Annotated in this window: 28 protein-coding genes; 19 read left to right on the plus strand and 9 right to left on the minus strand. The window is 64.7% G+C overall.

The genetic code is table 11. The features are described from left to right. Positions 1-1,234: pseudouridine synthase (locus tag QBJ92_RS11910; RefSeq protein ID WP_277969916.1), on the minus strand; the 1,234-nt coding region annotated here is incomplete at its 3' end. A gap of 147 nt (positions 1,235-1,381) precedes the next feature. Here QBJ92_RS11910 and QBJ92_RS11915 point away from each other — a divergent pair. Together QBJ92_RS11915 and QBJ92_RS11920 are read left to right on the plus strand one after the other, a co-directional pair. Further along, on the plus strand, positions 1,382-1,813 hold the full coding sequence (locus QBJ92_RS11915) for a response regulator (protein ID WP_277969917.1): 432 nt from the start codon (positions 1,382-1,384) through the stop codon (positions 1,811-1,813). A 104-nt stretch (positions 1,814-1,917) separates the two neighbouring features. Continuing rightward, positions 1,918-3,246, plus strand: coding sequence for an AmpG family muropeptide MFS transporter (locus QBJ92_RS11920; RefSeq protein ID WP_277969918.1), 1,329 nt, complete (start codon positions 1,918-1,920; stop codon positions 3,244-3,246). A 3-nt stretch (positions 3,247-3,249) separates the two neighbouring features. Here the strand turns inward: QBJ92_RS11920 and QBJ92_RS11925 are convergent, their stop codons facing one another. The 7 genes from QBJ92_RS11925 to QBJ92_RS11955 all read right to left on the minus strand — a co-directional run bounded on the left by QBJ92_RS11925 (position 3,250) and on the right by QBJ92_RS11955 (position 9,728). Next, positions 3,250-3,693 (minus strand): DUF6628 family protein, encoded by a 444-nt coding sequence (locus tag QBJ92_RS11925; protein WP_277969919.1) that lies wholly within the window; start codon positions 3,691-3,693, stop codon positions 3,250-3,252. Between the two features lie 70 nt (positions 3,694-3,763). After that, positions 3,764-5,098 carry a bifunctional folylpolyglutamate synthase/dihydrofolate synthase gene (locus QBJ92_RS11930; RefSeq protein WP_277969920.1) on the minus strand — a complete coding sequence of 445 codons (1,335 nt, stop codon included), beginning with the start codon at positions 5,096-5,098 and terminating at the stop codon, positions 3,764-3,766. A 199-nt stretch (positions 5,099-5,297) separates the two neighbouring features. Beyond that, complete coding sequence (gene accD, locus QBJ92_RS11935) at positions 5,298-6,158, minus strand: acetyl-CoA carboxylase, carboxyltransferase subunit beta (RefSeq protein ID WP_277969921.1); 861 nt, start codon at positions 6,156-6,158, stop codon at positions 5,298-5,300. After that, positions 6,155-6,958: a tryptophan synthase subunit alpha gene (trpA, locus tag QBJ92_RS11940; protein ID WP_277969922.1), complete on the minus strand. Its 804-nt coding sequence runs from the start codon at positions 6,956-6,958 to the stop codon at positions 6,155-6,157. Before trpA ends, accD begins: the two co-directional genes overlap by 4 nt. Beyond that, positions 6,955-7,164, minus strand: a complete 210-nt coding sequence (locus QBJ92_RS11945) for a hypothetical protein (protein ID WP_277969923.1) — start codon at positions 7,162-7,164, stop codon at positions 6,955-6,957. Before QBJ92_RS11945 ends, trpA begins: the two co-directional genes overlap by 4 nt. Further along, positions 7,161-8,420 carry a tryptophan synthase subunit beta gene (trpB, locus tag QBJ92_RS11950; RefSeq protein ID WP_277969924.1) on the minus strand — a complete coding sequence of 420 codons (1,260 nt, stop codon included), beginning with the start codon at positions 8,418-8,420 and terminating at the stop codon, positions 7,161-7,163. The genes QBJ92_RS11945 and trpB overlap by 4 nt, the downstream gene beginning before the upstream one ends. Positions 8,421-8,531: 111 nt before the next feature. Beyond that, positions 8,532-9,728, minus strand: coding sequence for an MFS transporter (locus tag QBJ92_RS11955; RefSeq protein WP_277969925.1), 1,197 nt, complete (start codon positions 9,726-9,728; stop codon positions 8,532-8,534). A gap of 138 nt (positions 9,729-9,866) precedes the next feature. Between QBJ92_RS11955 and QBJ92_RS11960 the strand changes: the two genes are divergently transcribed. Next, the gene (locus QBJ92_RS11960; protein WP_277969926.1) at positions 9,867-10,775 is read left to right on the plus strand and encodes a class I fructose-bisphosphate aldolase; all 909 of its coding nucleotides are present in this window, start codon (positions 9,867-9,869) and stop codon (positions 10,773-10,775) included. A gap of 128 nt (positions 10,776-10,903) precedes the next feature. Beyond that, entirely contained in the window at positions 10,904-11,587 is a 684-nt protein-coding gene (gene thiE / locus QBJ92_RS11965; RefSeq protein WP_277969975.1) for a thiamine phosphate synthase, read from the plus strand. A gap of 46 nt (positions 11,588-11,633) precedes the next feature. On the opposite strand, the gene QBJ92_RS11970 is transcribed toward thiE, so the two are convergent. Next, positions 11,634-12,158, minus strand: coding sequence for a YcbK family protein (locus tag QBJ92_RS11970; protein ID WP_277969927.1), 525 nt, complete (start codon positions 12,156-12,158; stop codon positions 11,634-11,636). A 154-nt stretch (positions 12,159-12,312) separates the two neighbouring features. Here QBJ92_RS11970 and QBJ92_RS11975 point away from each other — a divergent pair, with 154 nt between their 5' ends. From QBJ92_RS11975 to nuoI, 15 genes are all read left to right on the plus strand, one after another. Beyond that, a complete protein-coding gene (locus QBJ92_RS11975; protein WP_277969976.1) occupies positions 12,313-13,287 on the plus strand; it encodes a L,D-transpeptidase family protein in 975 nt (324 codons plus the stop codon). A 12-nt stretch (positions 13,288-13,299) separates the two neighbouring features. Further along, on the plus strand, positions 13,300-13,935 hold the full coding sequence (locus QBJ92_RS11980) for a M23 family metallopeptidase (protein ID WP_277969928.1): 636 nt from the start codon (positions 13,300-13,302) through the stop codon (positions 13,933-13,935). Between the two features lie 64 nt (positions 13,936-13,999). Continuing rightward, positions 14,000-14,563, plus strand: a complete 564-nt coding sequence (gene efp, locus QBJ92_RS11985; RefSeq protein ID WP_277969929.1) for an elongation factor P — start codon at positions 14,000-14,002, stop codon at positions 14,561-14,563. 148 nt (positions 14,564-14,711) lie between these two features. Beyond that, the gene (locus QBJ92_RS11990) at positions 14,712-15,524 is read left to right on the plus strand and encodes an inositol monophosphatase family protein (RefSeq protein WP_277969930.1); all 813 of its coding nucleotides are present in this window, start codon (positions 14,712-14,714) and stop codon (positions 15,522-15,524) included. A 272-nt stretch (positions 15,525-15,796) separates the two neighbouring features. Beyond that, positions 15,797-16,171: an NADH-quinone oxidoreductase subunit A gene (gene ndhC, locus QBJ92_RS11995; RefSeq protein WP_277969931.1), complete on the plus strand. Its 375-nt coding sequence runs from the start codon at positions 15,797-15,799 to the stop codon at positions 16,169-16,171. Further along, the gene (locus QBJ92_RS12000; RefSeq protein ID WP_277969932.1) at positions 16,162-16,716 is read left to right on the plus strand and encodes a NuoB/complex I 20 kDa subunit family protein; all 555 of its coding nucleotides are present in this window, start codon (positions 16,162-16,164) and stop codon (positions 16,714-16,716) included. The genes ndhC and QBJ92_RS12000 overlap by 10 nt, the downstream gene beginning before the upstream one ends. Then, entirely contained in the window at positions 16,713-17,537 is an 825-nt protein-coding gene (locus tag QBJ92_RS12005; protein ID WP_277969933.1) for an NADH-quinone oxidoreductase subunit C, read from the plus strand. The genes QBJ92_RS12000 and QBJ92_RS12005 overlap by 4 nt, the downstream gene beginning before the upstream one ends. Continuing rightward, complete coding sequence (locus QBJ92_RS12010) at positions 17,534-18,769, plus strand: NADH-quinone oxidoreductase subunit D (RefSeq protein ID WP_277969934.1); 1,236 nt, start codon at positions 17,534-17,536, stop codon at positions 18,767-18,769. Before QBJ92_RS12005 ends, QBJ92_RS12010 begins: the two co-directional genes overlap by 4 nt. Positions 18,770-18,795: 26 nt before the next feature. Then, on the plus strand, positions 18,796-19,101 hold the full coding sequence (locus QBJ92_RS12015; RefSeq protein ID WP_277969977.1) for a nuclear transport factor 2 family protein: 306 nt from the start codon (positions 18,796-18,798) through the stop codon (positions 19,099-19,101). Then, a complete protein-coding gene (locus QBJ92_RS12020; protein WP_277969935.1) occupies positions 19,101-19,769 on the plus strand; it encodes a complex I 24 kDa subunit family protein in 669 nt (222 codons plus the stop codon). Before QBJ92_RS12015 ends, QBJ92_RS12020 begins: the two co-directional genes overlap by 1 nt. After that, on the plus strand, positions 19,766-19,996 hold the full coding sequence (locus QBJ92_RS12025; RefSeq protein WP_277969936.1) for a hypothetical protein: 231 nt from the start codon (positions 19,766-19,768) through the stop codon (positions 19,994-19,996). The genes QBJ92_RS12020 and QBJ92_RS12025 overlap by 4 nt, the downstream gene beginning before the upstream one ends. Before the next feature lie 43 nt (positions 19,997-20,039). Continuing rightward, the gene (gene nuoF / locus QBJ92_RS12030; RefSeq protein ID WP_010216648.1) at positions 20,040-21,344 is read left to right on the plus strand and encodes an NADH-quinone oxidoreductase subunit NuoF; all 1,305 of its coding nucleotides are present in this window, start codon (positions 20,040-20,042) and stop codon (positions 21,342-21,344) included. Then, the gene (nuoG, locus tag QBJ92_RS12035; protein WP_277969937.1) at positions 21,344-23,344 is read left to right on the plus strand and encodes an NADH-quinone oxidoreductase subunit NuoG; all 2,001 of its coding nucleotides are present in this window, start codon (positions 21,344-21,346) and stop codon (positions 23,342-23,344) included. Before nuoF ends, nuoG begins: the two co-directional genes overlap by 1 nt. Continuing rightward, positions 23,341-24,510, plus strand: a complete 1,170-nt coding sequence (gene nuoH / locus QBJ92_RS12040; protein WP_277969938.1) for an NADH-quinone oxidoreductase subunit NuoH — start codon at positions 23,341-23,343, stop codon at positions 24,508-24,510. Before nuoG ends, nuoH begins: the two co-directional genes overlap by 4 nt. Further along, the gene (gene nuoI, locus QBJ92_RS12045; protein WP_010163523.1) at positions 24,507-24,992 is read left to right on the plus strand and encodes an NADH-quinone oxidoreductase subunit NuoI; all 486 of its coding nucleotides are present in this window, start codon (positions 24,507-24,509) and stop codon (positions 24,990-24,992) included. Before nuoH ends, nuoI begins: the two co-directional genes overlap by 4 nt. Positions 24,993-24,995: the final 3 nt, after the last annotated feature.

Genomic DNA, 24,995 nt, shown 5'->3' on the forward strand with positions numbered 1-24,995 from the left:
AATCCGACCGTTGCGTTGCGGTGCTCACCGTTCCGGCGCCACGCCCGGGCTTCGCGCGCACGTTGCGCCCAAGCTCCGGGTTGAACACGCGTGCAGGCCGTCCGTCCGGCGTCCGCGCGGGCGGGCGGGCCGATCCGCTCGCCGGCCGTGCGCCTGGGGGTGCGCCTGCGCCAGCGGCGGGCGTACCCGCCTTGGGCTTGGCGTCATAGAAGCGTTTGATCTTGGGCGCCTTGGTGACGACGATCCCCTCGCGGCGTGGTTCAGCGGCGGCGCGGCGCGGGTCCGCGAACGCAGCGCGGTCACTATCGTTCGCCACCGCACGCGTGATGCGCGTTGCGCTCGGGCGCGACGCAGGGCGCGCGGCGCGCTGCGGCCGTTCCGCTGGAGGCGTGGCGGTGGCCTTGGCGCGGTCGGGCGACGGGCCCCTGATCCGCTCGGGCTGCAACATCCGCTTGGGATCCTTGCGGAACGCCGCGACGTCATGCGCCCGCACCTCACCGATCGCCCCGGGCGACAGGTCGCCCAGCAGGAACGGGCCGTACCGCGTCCGGATCAGCCGCGAGACCTTGAGCCCGAGGAATTCGAGGACACGGCGGACTTCGCGATTCTTGCCTTCGGTCAGGATCATCTCGATCCAGACGTTGGCGCCCGTGCGGCGTTCGAGATTGGCGTTGATCGATCCGTAGCGGACCCCCTCGATCTCGATCCCGTGGATCAGTTCCTCGAGCTGGTCCTGCGTGACCTGGCCATAGGCGCGCGCGCGATAGGCCCGTTCGACGCCGGTCGACGGCAGTTCGAGCTGTCGCTTCAATTCGCCGTCTGTGGTAAGCAGTAACAGGCCTTCGGTGTTGAGATCGAGTCGCCCCACGGGCACCAGCCGCGGTAAATCCTGCGGCAAACGGTCGTAAATCGTCGGTCTTCCGGCAGGATCCCGCTCGGTAACGAGGAGTCCTGACGGTTTATGGTACAGAAACAGACGCGTTTCGGCGGCGGCTGCGACCGGATTTCCATCGACCGTCACCCCCTCGAGCGACGCGAGGATCGTCGCGGGCGTATCGATCACCACGTCGTTCAGGGCGACGCGCCCCTCCGCGATCATGCGTTCGACTTCGCGCCGAGACGCAATTCCGGCGCGCGCCAATAGCTTGGCGATCCGCTGTTCGTCGTCGGCGCGTTCGCGCGGGGTGGTGGCGGCGCCCGGCGCGGCAATTTTGGGGGGACGGTATTTTGACACGCCGCCCTGATACCCAAAATCTTCCACGAGTGTTGAACAAAAAGATTTGCGCCCGATCTCGTAGCTGAGCGTTAAGGCACGGGTGCGTAACGAGGGCGGAACGCACGATGCCATTCTCGGCGTGGTACAGAAGGTGGGGCACCGGACATGCTGTTCGGACGGAAAAAGCGGCGGATTTGCAAGCTGTTGCTCGTCGAAGACGAGCCGCTGGTGGCGTTCGATACCGAGCATTACCTCCGCGAGGCGAACTATGAGATCGTCGCGACGGTCGATCGGGTCGCCGACGCAATCACGGTAATAGACCTCGACGAGGAACTCGATTTGGTCCTGGTCGATATCAGCCTCGCCGACGGCAGCGGCGTCGACGTCGCGCATGCCGCACACGCAAAGGGCATCGCCGTGCTGTTCGTGACCGGCCAATGCCCGCAAGGCGCACGAGAAATTGCCGCCGGATGCCTCGCTAAACCGTATGCACAGCGCGATTTGCTTGCATCGATCTCCGCGATCGAGGCGGTGCTCGACGGCAAGGTTCCGAAACGGATTCCGTCTGGCTTCAGTCTGTTCGGGCAGGCGACCTGAGCGCAACCCGGCGTGTTGCGGCGGGTCCGCTCTTCCGCTCCGCGTTTTAGGCGTTAGGGTCCTGCGCGACGGAAACCGGATTTCGCGGCAGGGGCAATAGACGCATGGATGGCATGAGCGGGCGCGACCGTCGCTGGTCGGATGGCATTCGCCCGTATTTCGAAAAGGCCCCGCTGGCGGCGTTGGCGCTCGGGATTTCGTCGGGGTTCCCGTTCGCGATGATCGGCGCGACCCTGACGACGCGCCTCGCGCAGGACGGCATCACCAAGTCGACCGTCACCGCGTTCAGCCTCGCGTTCCTTGTCTATAATCTCAAGTGGTTATGGGCGTGGATCGTCGACGGCGTCCGCCTTCCCGGCATTGGAGCGCTAGGTCAGCGGGTGTCCTGGCTGATCGTCGCAGGCCTGCTGGTAATCGCGGCGGTTGCGCATCTCGCGCTCATCGATCCCAAGGCTGACATCTTTGCGACGGCGGTCGCGGCGATCCTGGTGGGCGCGGCGGGCGCGACGTTCGATATCGTGATCGACGCCTATCGCATCGAACTGCTCGAACCGCGCCAGTTGGGCGTCGGATCGGGCATGTCGCAATATGGCTGGCGGCTCGGGTCGGCGGGGGCGGGGGCGGTTGCGCTGGTCGTCGCAGCGCGCTTCGGTTGGGCGAATGCGTATCTTGTCTGCGCTGCGTTTGCCTTGCCGGCGATGGTCGCAGGGCTGATCTGCGGCGAACCGGCAAACCGACGGGCTCCTGAAAAGCGGCGTCCAGGGTTCGCCAATCTCGGCACGTCGATCCTCGGACCGTTCCTGCAATTCTTCCAACGGCGTGGCGCGGCGCTGGTGCTGTTGTTCATCCTGATCCACAAGATCGGCGATACGCTGGCGAACCTCACGTTCCGACTGCTGTTCGACTCGCTCCACTTCACCAACGACGAGATCGCATTCTACGACGTGTGGATCGGTTTTCTCGCCTTCATGGTCGGCATTTTCGTCGGCGGAATCCTCTACACACGGCTTGGGCTCAAGCGGTCCGTGCTGGTGTCGCTGATCCTCATGATGCTCTCGAACCTCAGTTTTGCGGGTCTGGCGGCGGCGGGGCATTCCAATCTCGGCATGGCCTCCGCAATCGGGTTGGAGAATTTCTCGAGTGGGATCGGCGGGGTCACGGTCATTGCCTATTTCTCGGCACTGACCAATTCCCGCTTCACCGCCGCCCAATATGCGTTGATCTCGGCAGCGGCGAGCATCGTTGGGCGCTTCGTCACCGGGACGACCGCTGGCGGGCTGATCGACTCGATGGGGTATGTGAACTTCTACCTGCTCACGACGATCGTGGCGCTGCCTGGCGTGCTGCTCTTCTGGTGGATGAGCCGGAGTGGTCTGATCGATGCGTCGATCGGCGCTACCGAGGACGCAACGCACGACCAGGTGTTCGACTAGACCTTATTCCGCGGTGATCGGACGCCCTGCATCGGCAAACGCCTGTGCCACGATGCAGATGCTCGCAAGGATCCCGTCCGGGCTTCGCAGTCCGATGAGGTCGCTCAGCAACAGGCGCGCGCTGTCCGGCGCGATTTCTGCCCGGGTTACGATCGTCAGCAACGCATGTTCCGCATGCGTCGTGCGGCGGCAGCAGCATGGCGCGATCGCGATTGAGCACTTTGCGCCGCCTGCAAGGTCCGCCATCATCGCGCGAAGCAGCGTGAGCGGACGACGAAATCCAGCGCCGAACCCTTCCAGCAATGCGTGCGCGGCGAACGCATCGTTGAGCCCGTGCGCCCCCATCCGGCGGAACGCGAAAAGGAACAAACGCGCGTTTGTATCCTCGGGGAGGGGGTGCGGGAGTGCCGCAGCAAGCGCCGGTGCGGTAGGCTGATTCGAGGACATGAACGGATACTCCTTCGGGTGGAGCAATCCTCTTCCAGTCGCTATTGCAAGTCAATCGCAATAATAACGGTCAGTCCGGTAGTTCACCGTTCGCCAAGAGCACCTCGCCCGCGAGGTAGAGCGAGCCCAGGACGAGTACGATCGGCGGTTCTGCCTGATCGGCGATTTCGGCAATATCCCGGAGCGCGCCAGCGACGTCATCGGCGGTGTGCGCAGCGATTCCGAACGCGTGGGCGATCGCGGCAAGCGCTGCCGGGGCATGATGCGCGTGCCCCGAGATCGGCACTGCGTGGAGCGTTGTCGCGATTCCGGCGAAGGGCGCCAGCAGCCCGGCAGGATCTTTGTTCGCCAGCATGCCGAGCACGAGATGGACTTCGCTGCGCCCGATCCCGGGATTGGCAATCGCGCGCAAGGTGGCCGCGATCGCCCCGGCGGCAGCGGGGTTGTGCCCGCCGTCCAGCCATATTTGGCTTCCAGGCGGCAGCAGACCGACCAGCGGCCCCGGGTGCAAACGCTGCATCCGCGCGGGCCAGTGCGTGCCACGCGCGGCGGCCGAATAGGCATCGGCTGGCATCGTCAGGACCGTCTGGTGGCGGAGCATCGCGATGGCGAGCGCCAGATTGCCGGGCTGGTGCGGACCCGCCAGGGCGGGCAGCGGCGTTTCGACGGTACCGTTCGCGTCCTCGTACCGCAGGGTCGTGCCGTCAACATGCATTTGCCATCCGCTACCGAGCGCAATCACGGACGCCTTCGCATAACGCGCAATTTCGGCAACACGTGCCGCACTGTCGGTTTCGTACGTCATGGTGACGAGTGGGACACCGGCCTTGGCGATCCCAGCTTTCTCGCCGGCGATCTCCACCGCGCTGTCGCCAAGGAAGCTCTGGTGATCGATCCCGAGTTGCGCGATTCCGGTGACCAGCGGGTGCGCGATCACGTTGGTCGCATCGAGCCGTCCGCCGAGGCCCACCTCGATCACGCATGCATCCGCAGGTGTCCGCGCAAAGGCGAGGAATGCGGCGGCGGTGGTGACCTCGAAGAAGCTGGCACCGATGTCTCCGCCAGCGTCCAGCACCTCTTCGAGCAACGCTGCGAGCAGGGTGTCGTCGATGAGGCTTCCGGCGACCCGAATGCGTTCGTTGAACCGCACGAGATGCGGGCTGGTATAAGCATGGACCGTCAGGCCCGAGGCCTCCAGCGCGCTGCGCAGGAACGCGCATGTCGAGCCCTTGCCGTTGGTGCCCGCGACATGGAACACCGGCGGGAGCCGATCCTGCGGATTGCCAAGCCGGCCGAGCAGCAGCGTGATCCGCTCGAGGCCGAGGATATCGGCACCGGGAGACAGCTTCCATAACCGGTCAAGCTGCGCCTGAACGGCGCTATTCTCGGAGACGGCGTGGTCCATTTCTTACTCCCTCTCCCCTCCGGGGAGTTTGGGGGCGGCTATGCCCCCGGCATGGCCTAAACATCGCGGGGCGATGTTTACCCCAAACTGGCCGGGGAGAGGGGCATTCCAGCACGCCACCCCAACCGTACTGCCCCTCTCCCTCGCTTCGGCTTCGCCTCGCTTGCCCTCTCCCCGCCTGCGGGGAGAGGGAGAACAATCACGCCGCCGCGCGCTTTCCACCCAGGTAATCAATCAAACTCGCCAGCGTCACGCGCAGGTCGCGGCGGTGCTTCACCATGTCGATCATCCCGTGTTCGAGCAAATATTCCGCCCGCTGGAAGCCGTCCGGCAATTTCTCGCGAATCGTCTGTTCGATCACGCGCTGGCCGGCAAAGCCGATCAGCGCACCCGGCTCGGCGATCTGCACGTCACCAAGCATCGCATAGCTTGCGGTGACGCCGCCCGTGGTCGGATCGGTCAGCACGACGATGTACGGGAGCCCCGCATCGTGCAGCATCTGGATCGCCACGGTCGCGCGCGGCATCTGCATCAGGCTGAGAATACCCTCCTGCATCCGCGCGCCGCCTGCGGCGGTGAAGATGATGTACGGGCAGTCGTCCTTGATCGCGGTCTCGACCCCGCGCACGAACGCCTCGCCCACCGCAAGACCCATGGATCCGCCCATGAACGCAAAGTCCTGTACGCCGATGACCGCGCGGCGACCCTCGATCGTACCGCGCGCGGTGATCAGCGCGTCGCCTTCGGACGTCGCAGCACGCGCCGCCTTGATCCGGTCCGCATAGCGCTTGGTATCGCGGAACTTGAGCGGGTCATCGGGGACCTTCGGCAGCGGCACAATCGTGTAGGAGCCGGCGTCGAAGACATATTGGAAGCGCAGGAGCGGCCCGATCCGCTCGTGATGGTCGCAGTGCGGACAGACGTAGAGATTGTCCTCCAACTCTTTCACGAACACCATTTGCCCGCAGCCCTTGCACTTGTGCCAGAGCGTGTCGGGCGTCTCCTTCTTGATCGGGACGACGAGCGAGAGCGCGTTGCGGACGCTGGTAAGCCAGGTCATGCAGGGATTCCTTCGCGGGCGGCGTGGATCGCCGTCGACAGGGATTGAATGTAGGTGCGCACCGCCTCCGGTGCAGCGGCGCCATGCTGCGCGACCAGCTCGACGATCGCCGAGCCGACGACGACGCCGTCGGCAACCTTGGCGATCGCGGCGGCCTGATCGGGAGTACGGACGCCGAAGCCGACTGCGATCGGCAGGTCGGTCGACGCCTTCAGCCGGGCGACCGCGGACTCGATCGAAGCCTGTGCCGCCTGTTGCAGTCCGGTAATCCCGGCGACCGATACGTAATAGACGAAGCCGCTCGCGCCATCGAGCACCGCAGGCAAGCGCGCAGCGTCGGTCGTTGGGGTCGCAAGGCGGATTGGGTCGATTCCCGCGGCGCGGAGGGCTGGGCCAAGCTCGGCGTCTTCCTCGGGCGGAATGTCGACGCAAATGATGCCGTCGACGCCCGCATCCTTGGCGGCGGCGGCGAACCAGTCGCCGCCGCGGATCGTCATCGGGTTGGCATAGCCCATCAGCACCAGCGGCGTATCCGGGTGCCGGGCGCGGAACGCCTTCGCGATCCCGAGGATATCCACGGTCCGCGTGCCCGCGAGCAGGCTGCGGATGTTCGCGGCCTGGATCGCGGGGCCATCCGCCATCGGGTCGGTGAACGGCATGCCGAGCTCGATCACGTCCGCGCCGCCCTCGACGATCGCGTCGAGGATCGCGCCGGTGGCGGCGGGGGTGGGGTCACCCGCGGTGACGAATGCGACAAGCGCGGGATGACCTTTGGCAAACGCAGCGGAAAGGCGGCTCATCGTCCCGTTCTCCAGTTGCCGAAGAGGTTGCTCGCCGCACCCGCGATCGCGCCGATCTTGGCGGAATCGAGCGCGCGCGGGACATGCAAGGTCCAGCGTTGCACATCGATGCCGAACGCACTGACTTCGCGCACGATCAGCGCGACGACCGCCCCCACCACGGCAGCGGTGACGACGTCCGAAAGACCGCCCCCCCGCGCGCTCATATCGCCACGCCCAGCGCTTCGGCGACGGTGAAGATGTCCTTGTCGCCACGCCCGCACAGGTTGGCGAGGATGATCTGGTCGCGGTCCATCTCGCGTGCGCGCTTAGCGACGGCGGCGATCGCGTGCGCCGGTTCGAGCGCGGGGATGATGCCCTCGGTCCGGCACAGCAGCTGGAACGCATCCAGCGCCTCGGTATCGGTGATCGCCGTATACTCGACCCGGCCGATCTCATGCAGCCAGCTATGCTCCGGCCCGATGCCGGGATAGTCCAGCCCGGCCGAGATCGAATGCGCCTCGGTGATCTGGCCGTCCTCGTCCTGCAGCAGATAGGTCTTGTTGCCGTGGAGAATCCCCGGCGCACCGCCTGCCAGCGACGCCGCATGTTCCTTGTCGAGCCCACGACCTGCCGCTTCGACGCCAAGCATCTTCACGTCGGCATCGTCGAGGAAGGGGTGGAACAGGCCGATCGCGTTCGATCCGCCACCGATCGCGGCGACGAGAAGATCAGGAAGCCGATCGATCCGCGACAGCATCTGCGCGCGCGCTTCCTTGCCGATCACGCTCTGGAAATCGCGCACCATCTCCGGATAGGGGTGCGGCCCGGCGGCGGTGCCGATGATGTAGAAGGTGTCGTGGACGTTGGCCACCCAGTCGCGCATGCCCTCGTTCATCGCATCCTTCAGCGAGTGCGACCCGCTCGTTACCGGGCGGACTTCCGCACCGAGCAGCTTCATGCGGAACACGTTGGGCGCCTGCCGCGCGATGTCCTTGGCGCCCATGTAGATCACGCACGGCAAGCCAAAGCGCGCGCAGACCGTCGCGGTGGCGACGCCATGCTGCCCAGCACCGGTCTCGGCGATGATGCGGGTCTTGCCCATGCGCATCGCGAGCAGGATCTGCCCGATGCAATTGTTGATCTTGTGCGCGCCGGTATGGTTGAGCTCGTCGCGCTTGAACCACACTTGCGCGCCTTTTCCGTCGGGCGCGGATTCGCGCAACGTCTCGGTCAGGCGTTCGGCGTAGTAAAGCGGGCTCGGGCGGCCGACATAATGTTCGAGCAGATCGTCGAACTGCGCCTGGAACGCGGGGTCCGCCTTCGCCGCGCGATACGCCTGGTCGAGCTCGAGCACGAGCGGCATCAGCGTTTCGGCGACGTAGCGGCCACCGAACTGGCCGAAATGCCCGTTGTCGTCGGGTTGCTGGCGCAGGCTGTTGGCCTGCGCGAGCGGCGGTGTGGTTTCGGAGGGAAGGTTCATCGCGCCAGCGTTTAGCAGGATGCGGCCGCGTTCCAAGGGGCTTTGCCGCGCGTCGCATGCAACGGCGTCACCGCGCGTATCGGTCATTCGGGCCGTTGAAGCGGACGCGCGTCAGCCCTGTCGGTTCGTACGGCTCGGACGATCGAATACGAGGAACAGCACCAACCCGACCCCGCCGAACGCCGCGCCGATCAAGCTGGTCAGCGCCCAGCCTCCCGCCGCCACGCTGGCGCTGCCGATCACTGAGCCGGTCGCGCCGAACAGGAAGACGATCGTCATATACGCCGCATTGATCCGCCCGCCCGCGCTCGCATCCAGCCCGAAAATGATTCGCTGGCCGGAGATCTGGTTGAGTTGCACCGCGGCGTCGATCAGGACCGCGCTGACGGCGAAGGCGATCACGCTACCCGCGGCGACGACCATGTCGGACCCGAGAAACGACAGCGTCAGCAACATCAGGCCCCCGAACGTCGCCCGGCGTGCCAGCCCGCGGTCCGCCAGCCATCCGGCGACAGGCGCGACCAAGGCGCCGCCCGCGCCCGCCAGCGCGAACAGCGCGATACCGTTCGGCCCGAGCCCGAATCGCTGAGTCAGCACGATCGGCGCAGCGGTCCAGAACATGTTGAACGCGATGAACAGCAATGCCTGATACGCCGCGCGCAACCGCAAGACGGGATACAGTCGCAGCAGCTCGACCGACGACGCCAGCAGCGCGCGGTAGCGCAGGGTGCTGTCGGGCCGCCGCGCCGGGAGCATCGTCAGCAACGCGATCCCGACCAGCGCGGTAATTCCGGCGGAAACGAAGAACATCGCGCGCCACCCCGCCAACCCGGCGACGAAACTGGCAACCGGTCGCGCGAGCATGATTCCGGTCAGCAGGCCGCTCATCACCAGCCCGATCGTGCGCCCCTGCCGCGCCTGGCTGCTGAGCTTCGCCGCAAGGGGGACGAGCACCTGTACCCCGACCGAGCAGACCCCCGTCATCAGCGCGGCGGCAAGAAACGTCGCCGGGCCCCGCGCCAGCGCGATGCCAAGCGAACCGAGCACCGCGCCTGCGGTCGAGATCAGGATCAGGCGCTTGTTCTCGACCAGATCCGACAGCGGCACGATGAAGGCGAGACCCAGCCCATATCCCAGTTGCGTCAACGTCACGATTGCGCCGGCCAGCCCGGCGGACAGGCCGATATCGGGGCCGATCTGTTCGATCAGCGTTTGTGCGTAATAGAGGTTCGCGACCATCGCACCGCAGGCGATCGCCATCAGCATCGTGACGGCAGGCGAAAGATCGTGCTTGTCGGTTTGGGTCATCGCGTCGCGAAAGCCCGGCAATGTGCCAAATAGCAAGAGGTGAGCGGACGAATCGGCGTTGGCCGGGGAATGCCGCGTTGCAGTCGCCAATGCGGCTGGGTATCACGCCGCCAAACATTCCCGTGGAGGAGCCTAATCATGACGCCAGCCGTCCAAGCCATTCTCGACAAGTACGAATCGGACAGCCCCGCGACCAAGGCGAACCTTGGTCGTATCCTCATGCAGGGCAAGCTCGGCGGGACCGGCAAGCTCGTCATCCTGCCGGTCGACCAGGGCTTCGAACATGGCCCGGCGCGCAGCTTCGCCGTCAATCCTGCGGCATACGACCCGCATTACCATTATCAGCTGGCGATCGATGCCGGGCTTTCGGCCTATGCCGCACCGCTCGGGATGCTCGAAGCAGGCGCGGGCACCTTTGCAGGGCAGATCCCGACGATCCTCAAGGTCAACAGCTCGAACAGCTGGGCGCAAGGTGCCAATCAGGCCGTCACCGGCTCGGTCGAGGATGCGGTGCGGCTCGGCTGCGCGGCGATCGGCTTCACGATCTATCCGGGATCGGACGATCTGTTCGACATGATCGGCCAGATTCGCGAAATGTCGGCGGAGGCAAAGTCGGTCGGCATCGCGACCGTCATCTGGTCGTATCCGCGTGGCGGCATCCTGCCCAAGTCGGGCGAGCTCGCGCTCGACGTCGGGGCCTATGCCGCGCACATGGCGGCATTGCTCGGTGCGCACATAATCAAGGTGAAACTGCCGAGCGATCATATCGAGCAGGAGGAAGCCAAGCCGATGTACGAGGGCACCGACTGGTCGAACCAGGCGGACCGCGTGAAACATGTCGTGCAGTCGAGCTTCGCGGGTCGCCGCATCGTCGTCTTCTCGGGCGGCGCGGCCAAGGGCGCGGACGCGGTATATCAGGACGCGCGCGACATTCTCGCCGGTGGCGGCAACGGCTCGATCATCGGGCGCAACACCTTCCAGCGTCCGCGCGACGAAGCCCTCGAAATGCTCGCCAAGATCATCGCGATCTACAAGGGCGAGGCGTAAATCGCACGGGCACGCCTGTCATCGCGACCTTGGTCCGATGACAGGCGTGCTTCTAGAGCTACGCCAGACGCGTGTGCCCGAACATACCGCGGCTTTCCATGCCGCGATCGTGGCGCTATCGGCAGCGGATGGACATTGAAGACCCGCTCGGCCCGCTTGACCCCAATTTCGGTGCGCAATTCCAGCGCGACTACCGACGCCCCCCATGCCAGCTGTATCTCGTATCGCCACTCGACGTCGGCGGCGGGTTCCCCGATCGCCTGAAGCGCGCGCTCGAGGCGGGACCGGTCGCCGCGTTCCAGTTCCGCGTAAAGGATGTCGACCAGCATGCCGCCGCCGCGCTCGCCGAGCCGTTGCAGCGAATCTGCGCGGACGCCGATGTCGCGTTCATCGTCAACGACAGCATTGCGCTGGCGAAGCGCCTCGGCGCGGATGGCGTGCATCTCGGACAGGACGACGGGGATCCGCAGGAAGCGCGCAGCGAACTCGGCGCCGCAGCGCAAATCGGTGTCACGTGTCACGCCAGCCGCCATCTCGCGATGGAAGCGGGCGAAGCGGGGGCGGACTATGTCGCGTTCGGCGCGTTCCACCCGACCGTCACCAAGGCGACCGAACATCTTGCCGATCCCGTGCTGCTCAGCTGGTGGTCGACCGTGTTCGAAATCCCCTGTGTCGCGATCGGCGGGATCACCCCGGTCAACGCGCCGCCGCTGGTTGCTGCGGGGGCGGACTTCCTTGCGGTGTCGCATGCGGTGTGGGGCGGCGATGAAGCTGCGGCAGTGCAGGCATTTGGGGCGGTGCTGGAGCGGTAACGGCGCGGCTCCTGTCGATCGCGAATTATCCATCGCGACGGACGGATCACCAGTGGCGGACGCGTCCGGTATCGATATGGACGAATCCGTCGCGCGGATAATAGCCGACGCCCCCGCCACCCAGCGCCAGCGCCGCGCCGCGAAGGCGGTCGAGCGATACGCCCGGCACGACGATGTCGGTCGCCTTGCCGAGCATATGCTGGCTCATGTGCGCGACGCCCGTATGTTTGCCGCCGTTTGACCGCAGTTTTGCGTTGGTCTTGGGGGACCGATAGCCGGAAATCAGATCGATCTTGCGATTGCCGCCAAGGTCGAGCTTTTGGCGGAGCGAAACGAGCAAGGCGAGCAGCCGTCGGTCCATGCCGATCGTCTCGCCGGTCCGCCAGTCGCGCAGCCCATGATTGAGCTCGGCCAGTCCGGCGGCGAGGAACCGGCCCGAACGGGCGAAGACGGCGTCGACCGTCTCGTTGGTATGGACGTTGCGGATCGCCAGACGCCATTCGATACCCTTCGCCATGGCGGGCAAGGGGAGGGCCAGCGCCGCGCCACCAGCGATGGCGCCGCCGAGCATTGCGCGTCGCGAGAGGAGCGACTGACATTTCGCATTCGTAACGGAGCCAAGTGGGTTATCTATCGTTGTATCCATGCATTGCATGTAGGGGACTGAAACCGTGCTAAAAACCTTCGCCGGCTTGGCTTGTCTGGTCTTGACCCCGGTTGGTCTCATGGGTGCCGCCGCGGCGGGAACAAAGGCGCCGCAGTCCAATCCCGCCGCGCAGACCTCGCTCGACCGTTCCGTCCTTCACGCGCAAGTGATTCTGGATCATCTCGGTTTTTCGCCCGGCGTCCTCGACGGTCGCGAGGGTAAATCGCTCGTCGCCGCGCTGAATGGTTTCCAGGAAGCACAGGGTCTGCCCATCACGGGGAAGCTCGATCAGCAGACGTTGCGTGCGCTGTATCCGCATCGCGCGTTTCGCCCGATCCAGCGGATCACGTTGACCGATCAGATCCTTGCCGGTCCCTATACCAATCCGTTCCCCAAGGATCCCGCACTCCAATCGAAACTGCCCGCGCTCGGGTACAAGAGCGTGATGGAGAAACTCGGGGAGATGTTCCACACCACGCCAGCGGTGCTGATCGAACTCAACAGCCCCGATACGAAGTTGACCGCCGGGACGGAGATCGTCGTTCCCAATGCGATCACGACACAGCGCGCCTACGATTCGAAACTGCCCGAGGCATGGCGCAAGACGCTGAGCGACCTCAACGTCGACTCGACTCAGCCAGTCGGCGCCAAGATCGTCGTGTCGAAGTCCAAGGAAGTCCTTCGCGTACTCGACAAGGACGGCAAGCTCGTCGCGCAGTTCATGGCGACAATGGGCAGCACGCACGATCCGCTTCCGATCGGGACGTGGAAGGTGAAGGGCGCGTCCTACAATCCCGAATTCCACTTCAACCCGGATCTGTTCTGGGACGCGAAGAAGAGCGCCAAGCAGGCGTTGCTTCCTCCGGGGCCGAACGGTCCGGTCGGGGTCGTGTGGCTGGATCTGTCCAAGCCGCATTATGGCATCCACGGCACGCCATCGCCCGAGACGATCGGGCGCGCGGAAAGCCACGGTTGCATCCGCCTGACCAACTGGGACGCTGCGCGACTCGCGATGATGATAAAGCCCGGAACGCCAGCCGTGTTCCAGAGCTGATCGGACGTCGGTATGCGGCGGATCGGTTTCGTCTTGCTCGGATTGCTGGTTGCGGTCGTCGGGCTTTGGATTGCTGCCCTGGTGTTCTTGCCGGATGCGCCCGCCGGATCGTCCGGCGCGGCGCGAACTCCGCTCGATCGGCTCCGGCTGGCGGTACGCTGGCAGCCCCAGCCGGTTGATATCGGTGCTGGTCGCGGGCCGGCCATCTTGCTCGGCATGCCTGTCTCCGGGATCGCGCGAAACGCGCTTCGCGACTCCTGGGGCGAAGCGCGGGATGACGGAACGCGGGCGCATCATGGCACCGATGTGATGGCGCCCGCGAATACTCCGGTCGTCGCGGCGGCGCCGGGGGTCGTCGAGAAGCTGTGGAACAGCGAAGCCGGTGGCATCACCGTATACGTCCGGTCGCCGGCGCGGACGTGGACGCATTATTACGCCCATCTCTCGGGCTATGCCCCCGGACTGCACGAAGGCCAGACGATCGCTGCGGGTGAGCTGCTGGGGTATGTCGGCGATACCGGCAACGCGGGGGCAGGGAATTATCACCTGCATTTCGGCCTGACACGGACCGATCCTGCGCAGCATTGGTACGAGGGAACAGACGTCGATCCGTTCCCCTATCTTGCCGGGAAGCCGCTGCCCGGCTAAGGCCTCGCGCCACGGTGCCTCGAAAAGAGGCGCCCCTTGGCTCTTTGCAACGCAGGCTCACCCCATGAAGATCAACGCGGTCGAAATCCGTCCCGGCAACATTCTCGAATATGAAGGCGGCATCTGGCGTGCGGTGAAGATCCAGCACACCCAGCCCGGCAAGGGCGGCGCCTATATGCAGGTCGAGCTGAAGAACCTCATCGACGGCCGCAAGAACAACGTTCGCTTCCGTTCGGCCGAGAGCCTCGAGAAGGTCCGGCTCGACACGGTCGACTTCCAGTTCCTGTTCCGCGAGGGCGACACGCTGACCTTCATGGACAAGGTCAATTACGAGCAGATCTCGCTCGACGCGGACATCCTTGGCGATGCTGCGGCGTTCCTGCAGGACGGCATGGATGTCGTGATGGAATTGTGGGAGGAGCGTCCGATCTCGGTGCAGCTCCCCGACACGATCGAGGCGCTGATCGTCGAGGCGGATGCCGTAGTGAAGGGGCAGACCGCCTCGTCGAGCTACAAGCCCGCGATCCTCGAGAATGGCGTCCGCGTCATGGTCCCGCCGCATATCGGCGCGGGCACGCGGATCGTCGTCGACGTCTACGAACAGACCTACGTGAAGCGCGCCGAATAACGCTTCTCCCTCTCCCCCGCTTGCGGGGAGAGGGTGGCCGAGCGAAGCGAGGACGGGAGAGGGGCAGTATCGTAGCGCACCGCACTGTACTGCCCCTCTCCCCGACCCTCTCCCCACAAGCGGGGAGAGGGAGAAGAAAGAAAAAGATATGCCCTCCCATTCCGGTCTGATGACCGTCATCGATCGTGCCGCGCGCAAGGCCGGTCCGCGCCTGCGCCGCGATTTCAACGAGGTCCAGCAGCTCCAGGTCAGCCGCAAGGGCCCCGCCGACTTCGTGACGATCGCCGATCAGCGTGCCGAACAGACGCTATACGAGGAATTGTCGCGCGCCCGCCCCGACTGGGGCTTCCTGATGGAAGAGCGCGGCGAAGTCGCAGGCGACCCCAACAAGCCGCGCTTCATCGTCGACCCGCTCGATGGCACGACCAACTTCCTCCACGGCATCCCGCACTTCGCGATCTCGATCGCGGTCGAGGAGCCGATGCCCAATGGCAAGCGCGAGATCACCTCGGCGATGGTCTATCAGCCGATCACCGACGAAGCGTTCTGGGCCGAGAAGGGCCGGGGCGCATGGGTGCAGGAGCAGCGGCTGCGCGTGTCGGCCCGTCGTGACCTCGCCGACTCGCTGATCGCGACCGGCATTCCGTTCCTCGGCCACGGCAATTTCGCCGAATGGTCGCGCATTTTCGGCGCGATCGCACCGGAAGTCGCCGGCATCCGGCGGATGGGGTCGGCGGCGCTCGATCTCGCCTGGGTCGCGGCAGGGCGGTACGACGGTTATTGGGAATCGGGCCTCAAGCCATGGGACGCAGCCGCAGGCCTGTTGCTCGTCAAGGAAGCGGGCGGATTCGTCACCGACTTCCGCGGTGGCGAGAAGATGATGGAACGCAGCGAATTCCTGGCCGCGAACGACGGGCTCCAGACGCGACTCCATAAATTGCTGGCGGGCGCTCTGCGCTAAGGGGTGGGGGCGACGCTGCCCCCACGTTCCGGCATCCCCGCGAAGGCAGGGATAAATGGTGACTGGCCTCGGTCAACCTTTCTGCCGTGGCGTCAACGGATTCCCGCCTTCGCGGGAATGCCGCAAGGGGGCGGGGGTGCGCGGGCCACACGCGCCTACCAACACCGCCCGCCAAATCCCTGTTGCGATTCATTCTCACGCCCGCAACCCTTGCCCCTATTAGCCCATGGTCCTAAAGCCCTCGGCATCCCTTCGCACATGCGAGAACACCCTTGGTTGACCTGTCACAATATCTGCCGATCCTGCTGTTCCTCGGCGTCGCGCTCGTGCTTTCCAGCGCGTTCGTGTTCCTGCCGATGGTTGTTGCGCGCCTGACCGGCGCGCACAAACCGACCGCAGAAAAACTCTCCGAATATGAATGCGGCTTCCCCGCGTTCGAGGATCCGCGCAGCCAGTTCGACGTGCGCTTCTACCTCGTCGCGATCCTGTTCATCATCTTCGATCTCGAAGCGGCGTTCCTGTATCCATGGGCGGTCAGCGTGTTCCAGCTCGGCTGGGTCGCGTGGGGATCGATGATGCTGTTTATTGCCGAACTCGCGCTCGGCCTTGTTTACGCGTGGAAGAAGGGAGCTCTCGAATGGGAGTAGAACTCACTCATCCGACGACTGGCCTGCCGGGCCAGGACCTGGTCCAGCCCGACGCCGCGTTCTTCAACGATCTGAACGGCGAACTGGGCGACAAGGGTTTCCTCGTCACCTCGACCGAGGATCTGTTCCAGTGGGCGCGCACGGGTTCGCTGTGGTGGATGACCTTCGGGCTCGCGTGCTGCGCGGTCGAAATGATCCACGTCAACATGCCGCGTTACGATCTCGAGCGCTTCGGTGCCGCACCGCGCGCGTCCCCGCGCCAGTCGGACGTGATGATCGTCGCGGGCACGCTCTGCAACAAAATGGCGCCTGCACTTCGCAAGGTCTATGACCAGATGTCGGAGCCGAAGTACGTCATTTCGATGGGCTCGTGCGCCAATGGCGGCGGCTATTATCACTACAGCTACTCGGTCGTGCGCGGTTGTGACCGGATCGTGCCCGTGGACATCTATGTCCCCGGTTGCCCGCCGACCGCGGAAGCGTTGCTGTATGGCATCATGCAGCTGCAACGGAAGATCCGTCGCGTCGGGACGATCGAACGATGAGGGCGCCGGCTCCTGCCTATCGCGCCAATGACGGCGTGATCGACGCGGCGACCGCTGCGCTCGGTGGCCACCTGCTGCATTCGCTCGATGCGGTCGGCGAAGTTGCGTTGCATGTCGATCGGGACTCGCTGGTCGAGACGATGGTTGCGCTGCGCGATACGCCCGGTCTCGAATATCAGCAGCTGATGGAAATCGCCGGAGTCGATTATCCCGATCGCGGGATCGACCGGTTCGAGGTCGTCTATTGCCTGCTCTCGCTGACGCGCAACCACCGCATTCGTGTGCATGTGCAGACGGACGACGAGAAGCCGGTGCCATCGGTAACGGGCATCTGGCCGGTCGCCGGCTGGCTCGAGCGCGAAGTGTACGACATGTACGGTGTGTTGTTCTCTGGCAATTCCGATCTGCGCCGCATTCTCACGGATTACGGTTTCCGCGGGCATCCGCAGCGTAAGGACTTCCCGCTGACCGGCTATGTCGAACTGCGCTACTCGGAAGAGGCAAAGCGCGTGGTCTATGAGCCCGTCGCGCTTGCGCAGGATTTCCGCACGTTCGATTTCATGAGCCCATGGGAAGGCGCCGAATACGTCCTTCCGGGTGACGAGAAGGCGAAGGTGCCCGAAGCCAAGGGCGCGCCGACGCCGCTCAAGGCCGACGAGATCGTCAAGGCGGATGCCCCGAAAAGCCCCGTCTCCGGCGCGACCGAGCCCAAGGCGACCGAGAACACCACGCAGTCGGGTGCGGGCAAGCCCGGCCCGGGTGCGGGCGAGAAGCCAGCCAATCCGGATGTCGTTCCCTCCACCAAGGGGCAGAACCAGTGACCGAGTATCTCGACCAGCTCGAACATCGCTACGACGGGGAAAACCCGGAAGTCGGCGACGTCGAAATCCAGAATTACACGATCAACTTCGGTCCGCAGCATCCGGCAGCCCACGGCGTTTTGCGCCTCGTGATGGAGCTTGACGGCGAGATCGTCGAGCGTGTCGATCCGCACGTTGGGCTGCTGCATCGCGGCACCGAGAAGCTGATCGAATACAAGACGTACATGCAGGCGCTGCCGTATTTCGACCGGCTCGATTACTGCTCGCCGCTGTGCATGGAGCACAGCTATGTGCTCGCGATCGAGAAGCTGCTCGATCTCGAAGTGCCGATCCGCGCGCAGTATCTCCGCGTGCTGTTCGCCGAACTGACGCGCATTTCGAATCACATGCTCAACCTCGGGTCGCACGTCATGGACGTCGGCGCGATGACGCCGAACCTGTGGCTGTTCGAAATCCGCGAGGATTGCATGAACTTCTTCGAGCGGGTCTCGGGCGCGCGGATGCACAGCGCATACTTCCGCCCGGGCGGCGTCCATCAGGACGCCCCGCTCAAGCTGCTCGCCGATCTGGCCGACTGGCTCGACACGCGCCTGCCGCGTCTGTTCGAGGATGCGATTTCGCTCGTCGCGGACAACCGCATCTTCAAGCAGCGCAACGTCGATATCGCCACGGTTAGCCGTGACGATGCGATCAAGTGGGGCTTCTCCGGCCCGATGATCCGCGGCTCCGGCATCGCCTGGGATCTGCGCAAGTCGCAGCCGTATGACGTGTACGCCAAGATGGACTTCGACGTGCCGGTCGGCACGCGCGGCGATTGCTATGACCGGTTCATGGTGCGCGTCGAGGAAGTCCGCCAGTCCGCACGGATCATGAAGCAGTGCCTGCGCGACATGCCCGAGGGGCCGATCGCGTCGCTCGACCGCAAGGTCGTGCCGCCCAAGCGCGCCGAGATGAAGCGCTCGATGGAAGCGCTGATCCATCACTTCAAGCTGTACACCGAAGGCTTCCACGTGCCCGCCGGCGACGTCTATGTCGCGACCGAAAGCCCGAAGGGCGAGTTCGGCGTGTATCTGGTCGCGGATGGCACGAACAAGCCGTACCGTTGCAAGATCCGCCCGACGGCGTTCTCGCATCTGCAGGCGATGGACTTCATGTCGAAGGGCCACATGCTCGCCGACACCACCGCGATCCTGGGGGCGATGGACATCGTGTTCGGGGAGTGTGACCGGTGACCGGCAAGCTGGCAACCGCACACCGCATGATCGCGCGCTACAATGCGCAGGATGCCGACGGCTATGTCGACCTGATGACCGACGGCGCGTGCGAGGCGACCTATCGTGGCGCCGTCGTTCGCGAAGGTCGGGAAGGGGTTCGGTCGGGATTGAAGGCGATGTTCGCGCAATACCCGCAGAACCATGCCGGGATCCTGTCGTCCTACGAAATCGGCGACACCGTCGTTTTGCACGAGAATGTTTCGCGCGGACCCGGCGGCGAAGCGTTCGAAGTCATGTCCATCTATTCGTTTGTCGGCGATAAAGTCGACCGCGTGGAGTTCATCCGCTAATGGCCGAAGCGCCCAAAATTCCCGACGAAGCCGAGACTCGCGCCCGCTGGGGTGCGTTCGCGTGGAACGACGAAAACCAGAAGAAGGCGAACGAGATCCTCGGTCGCTATCCCAAGGGTCGCGAGCAATCCGCGTCGATCCCGTTCCTCGATCTGGCACAACGTCAGGTCGGCGCCGAAACGCAGACGCAAGGCTGGCTGCCGGTCCCGGTGATCGAGTTCGTCGCGCGCCAGATCGGCGTGCCGTACATGCGCGTCTATGAGGTCGCGACCTTCTACACCATGTTCAACATGGCCCCGGTCGGCCGCTATCACGTTCAGGTCTGCGGCACGACGCCGTGCCTGCTCGGCGGCAGCGACGACGTTCTGGCGGCCTGCAAGAACAAGGGCCTGATTAAGGGCCGTACGACTCCGGACGGTCTGTTCACGCTGACCGAGGTCGAGTGTCTCGGTGCCTGCGCGAATGCGCCAATGGTCCAGATCAACGACGATAACTTCGAAGATCTCGATTACGACAAGACCAGCGCTTTGCTCGAGGCACTGGCCAACGGCACGCCGGTCACGCCGGGATCGCAGACTGGGCGGCGCGACAGCTGCGCGGCAGGCGGCCCGACGAACCTCGTCGCGATGGTCGACGAGAACCATGACTATCGGGGGGAGTGGGCATGACGGTCGAAGAAACCCGTTTCATCTCCGAGATGCTGCGCGGCATTCGCAGTGATGTCAGCGACGTGAAAGATCGGATGCTGAACATGGAATTGCGGCAGACCGCGATGGAGCATCGCCTGCTCGGGATCGATACGCATCTTGCCGCCCTCCAGCATGGGGTCGACGGCGTGTCGGCCGACATGCGCCGCGTGAAGCAGCGGCTCGAACTCGTGGACGGAGTCGCCTGATGCGCCCGTTCCTTCCTACCCTCGCGACCGAGAGCGCACGCTGATGCTCGCCGATAAGGACCGCATTTTCACCAACGTCTACGGCTTCCAGCCGTGGAATCTTGAGGCCGCGATCAAGCGTGGCGATTGGGACGACACCAAGGGCCTTATGGCACGCGGGCAGGATGCGCTGATCGACGCGGTCAAGGCATCGGGCTTGCGCGGCCGTGGTGGTGCTGGCTTCCCGACCGGCACCAAATGGTCGTTCATGCCGAAGGAGCCAAAGCCGGACCGGCCAAACTTCCTCGTCATCAACGCCGATGAATCCGAGCCGGGGTCGTGCAAGGATCGCGAGATCATCCGTCACGATCCGCACAAGCTGATCGAGGGTGCGCTGATCGCGGGTTATGCGATGCGGGCGCGTGCTGCGTATATCTACATCCGCGGCGAATATATTCGTGAAGCCGAAGTCCTCTTCGCGGCGGTCGCCGAGGCGTATGACAAGGGCCTGATCGGCAAGAACGCCAGCGGGTCGGGCTACGACTTCGACGTCTTCGTCCACCGTGGCGCGGGCGCCTACATTTGCGGCGAAGAGACCGCGATGCTCGAGAGCCTCGAGGGCAAGAAGGGCCAGCCGCGGCTCAAGCCGCCGTTCCCGGCCGGGGCGGGGCTCTATGGCTGCCCGACGACGGTCAACAATGTCGAGTCGATCGCAGTCGTTCCGACGATCCTGCGTCGCTCGCCGGAGTGGTTCGCGAGCTTCGGCGCCGAGGGCAACCGCGGCACCAAGCTGTTCCAGATCAGCGGTCACGTGAACAAGCCGTGCGTGGTCGAGGAGGCGATGAGCATCACCTTCCGCGAACTGATCGAGACGCATTGCGGTGGGATCCGTGGCGGGTGGGACAATCTGCTCGCGGTCATCCCGGGCGGGTCGTCGGTTCCGCTGGTGCCGGCTGCCGAGATCATGGACTGCCCGATGGATTTCGACGGCCTCAAGAAGGTCGGTTCGGGTCTGGGCACTGCCGCAATCATCGTCATGGACAAGTCGACCGACATCGTCCGCGCGATCAGCCGCCTGTCGTATTTCTACAAGCATGAGAGCTGCGGCCAGTGCACGCCGTGCCGCGAGGGCACCGGCTGGATGTGGCGCGTGATGGAGCGGATGCGCACCGGCGACGCGGACATTTCCGAGATCGATACGCTGTATCAGGTGACCAAGCAGGTCGAAGGCCACACGATCTGTGCGCTCGGCGATGCGGCGGCCTGGCCGATCCAGGGCCTGATCAAGCACTTCCGCCCCGAGATGGAGCGGCGGATCACCGAGAAGCGTGGCGGCGGGCTGAGCCCGATGATGGAAGCGGCTGAATAATGCCTATTGTCAAAGTCGACGGCGTCGAAGTCGAAGTGCCCGCTGGTGCCACCGTGCTCCAGGCGTGCGAGATCGCGGGCAAGGAAATCCCGCGCTTCTGCTATCATGAGCGCCTGAGCATCGCGGGCAATTGCCGCATGTGCCTGGTCGAGGTGAAACCCGGACCGCCGAAGCCGCAGGCATCGTGCGCGCTGCCGGCGGCGGACAAGCAGGAAATCTTCACCAACTCGCCGATGGTCAAGAACGCGCGCGAAGGGGTGATGGAGTTCCTCCTCATCAACCATCCGCTCGATTGCCCGATCTGCGACCAGGGTGGCGAATGCGACCTGCAGGACCAGAGCCTCGCTTATGGGCGCGGCCAGTCGCGCTATGACGAGAACAAGCGCGCGGTCACCGAGAAGTATATGGGGCCGATCGTCAAGACGGTGATGACGCGGTGCATCCAGTGCACGCGCTGCATCCGTTTTGCCGAGGAAGTCGCGGGCGTCGAGGAAATCGGCGCGATCGGTCGTGGCGAGGACATGCAGATCGTGTCCTATCTCGAACATGCCGTGACGAGCGAACTGTCGGGCAACGTCGTCGACCTGTGCCCGGTCGGTGCGCTGACCTCCAAGCCGTACGCGTTCGAGGCGCGTCCGTGGGAACTCCGCAAGACGCTGACGATCGACGTGATGGACGCGGTTGGCACCAACATCCGGCTCGACAGCCGTGGTCGCCAGGTGCTCCGCGCCGTGCCGCGGATCAACGAGGACGTGAACGAGGAATGGGCGAGCGACAAGACGCGCCACGCGGTTGACGGTCTGGTCCGTCGTCGTCTCGACAAGCCGTATATCCGTAAGAATGGCCGTCTGACCGAAGCCTCGTGGGATGCCGCGTTCCTTGCGATCTCGCAGGTCGACGCCGGGTCGAACATCGCGGCGATTGCGGGCGATCTGGTCGATTGCGAGACGATGTATGCCGCCAAGGCGCTGCTCGGCAGCCTGGGCTCGACCCTGCTCGAAGGCCGCCAGACGGGTATGGATTACGACACGACCAATCTGGCCGCGGTCAATTTCAACACGACGATCGCTGGCACCGAAAAGGCTGACGTGATCCTGATCGTGGGCAGCAACGTGCGCTGGGAAGCGCCGCTGGTGAACACGCGGATCCGCAAAGCCATCAAGAAGGGCGCCAAGGTCTTCGCGATCGGACCGGAAACCGAGCTGACCTACAAGGTCGACTGGCTCGGCGAGGATCTCGGCGTGCTCGGCAACCTGCCGGACGCCGTGACCGAGGCATTCGCCAAGGCCGAGCGTCCGATGATGATCGTCGGCGGGGCAGGGCTCAAGTCGCTCGGCGCCGCGCTCGCGCTGGTGTCGCCGCTGGGTCTAATCAAGGACGGGTGGAACGGCTTCAACGTGCTGCACATGGCGGCCAGCCGCATGGGTGGCCTGATGCTCGGTTACGCGCAAAAGGGCGGCATCGCGGATGTCGTCGCGGCCAAGCCGAAGCTCGCGTTCTTCCTGGGCGCGGACGAAGTCGACTTCGCCGCGTTCGAGGGCACGTTCAAGATCTACATCGGCCATCACGGCGACAAGGGCGCGGCTGCTGCCGACGTCGTGTTGCCGGGCGCCAGCTATGCCGAGAAGTCGGGGACGTACGTCAACCTCGAGGGTCGTGTTCAGCGTGGCGAGCGTGCGGTGTTCCCGCCGGGCGACGCGCGCGAGGACTGGACGATCCTGCGCGCGCTGTCGGGCATGATGGGCAAGACGCTCCCGTTCGACACGCTCGAGGAACTGCGCGCGGACATGGCGACCGATACCCCTGCGCTCGCAACGCTTGGGCTCGCGACGTTTGACTGGGCACCGCCCGCGCTCAACGCGGCGGCTTCGGGTGAACTGACCGGCTATCCGATCAAGGACTTCTATTTGACCAACGCAATCTGCCGGGCGAGCCCGACGATGCAGCGCTGCTCGGCTGAACTCGTCCACGGCGTAGACTTTGCGGAGGCAGCGGAATGACCTCCTTCTTCACCTACCGGTTCGGCCTGCCATATGGCTGGGCCTGGACGCTCGCGACGCTGATGGACATTCTCCTGATCGCGTTGCCGCTGATGCTCGCGGTCGCGATGATCATCTATGCCGATCGCAAGATCTGGGCGGCGATGGCGTTGCGGCGTGGTCCGAACGTGGTCGGCCCGCTCGGGCTGCTCCAGTCGTTCGCGGACGGCCTCAAGGTCTTTCTCCAGGAAACGATCATCCCGTCGGCGGCGAACAAGACGCTGTTCCTGATCGCGCCGATCATCACCTTCACGGTCGCGCTGATCGTGTGGGCGGTGGTGCCTTTCGATGCGCGCGCCGCATTGGCCGACATCAACGTCGGGTTGCTCTACGTCCTCGCGGCGTCGTCGCTCGGGGTGTACGGGATCATCCTCGCGGGCTGGTCGTCCAACTCCAAATACCCGTTCTTCTCGGCGATCCGCGCCGCGGCGCAGATGGTTTCGTACGAAGTCGCGATCGGCTTCGTGCTCATCTCGATCGTGCTGTGGAGCGGCAGCTTCAACCTGACCAACATCGTCGAAGCGCAGAAGGGTGTGCTGGGAACGCCGGTCAACGGCTTCTTCCTCAACCCGTTGCTGTTCCCGATGGCGGTGGTGTTCTTCATCTCGTCGCTCGCGGAAACGCAGCGTGCACCGTTCGATCTGACCGAGGCGGAGAGCGAGCTCGTCGCCGGGTATCAGACCGAATATTCGTCGATGTCGTTCGCGCTCTACTGGCTCGGCGAATATGCCAACGTGATCCTGATGTGCGCGCTCAACGCGACGCTGTTCTGGGGCGGGTACCTGCCGCCGTTCGACTGGGCGCCGCTGTATGTCGTTCCGGGCATCATCTGGCTGTTCATCAAGATCCTGGTGTTCTTCTTCCTGTTCAGCTGGGTGAAGGCGACGGTTCCGCGCTACCGCTACGACCAGCTGATGCGGCTGGGCTGGAAGATCTTCCTGCCGCTGTCGCTGTTCTGGGTGTTCCTGATCTCGGGTGTCCTGATGATGACCCGCGTCGGCACCGAGTGCGCGCCCGAGAACCGGGTCTATACCAAGCAATATCTCTACGACGACGGTCGTCCGCGCTATCCCACCGATGGCGTGTGCCAGGCTGCTCGCGTGAACCAGTTGGAGAAGCGCTCGTGAGCGTCGCCCAGATCATCAAGTCCTATACGCTTTGGGAGTTCCTCAAGGCGCACGCACTGACCCTGAAGTATTTCTTCAAGGCCAAGGCGACGATCAACTATCCGTTCGAGAAGAACCCGATCAGCCCGCGCTTCCGTGGGGAGCATGTGCTGCGGCGCTATCCCAACGGCGAGGAACGCTGCATCGCGTGCAAGCTGTGCGAGGCGGTATGCCCGGCGCAGGCGATCACGATCGAGGCGGAACCGCGCGACGACGGCTCGCGCCGCACGACGCGCTACGACATCGACATGACCAAGTGCATCTTCTGTGGCTTGTGCCAGGAAGCGTGCCCGGTCGACGCGGTGGTCGAAGGTCCGAACTTCGAATATGCGACCGAAACGCGCGAAGAACTGATCTACGACAAGACCAAGCTGCTGGCGAATGGCGACCGTTGGGAAAGCGCAATCGCCGCGAACCTTGCCGCCGACGCACCTTACCGTTAAGCG

Source organism: Sphingomonas echinoides, assembly GCF_029623395.1.
GTDB lineage: Bacteria > Pseudomonadota > Alphaproteobacteria > Sphingomonadales > Sphingomonadaceae > Sphingomonas > Sphingomonas echinoides_A.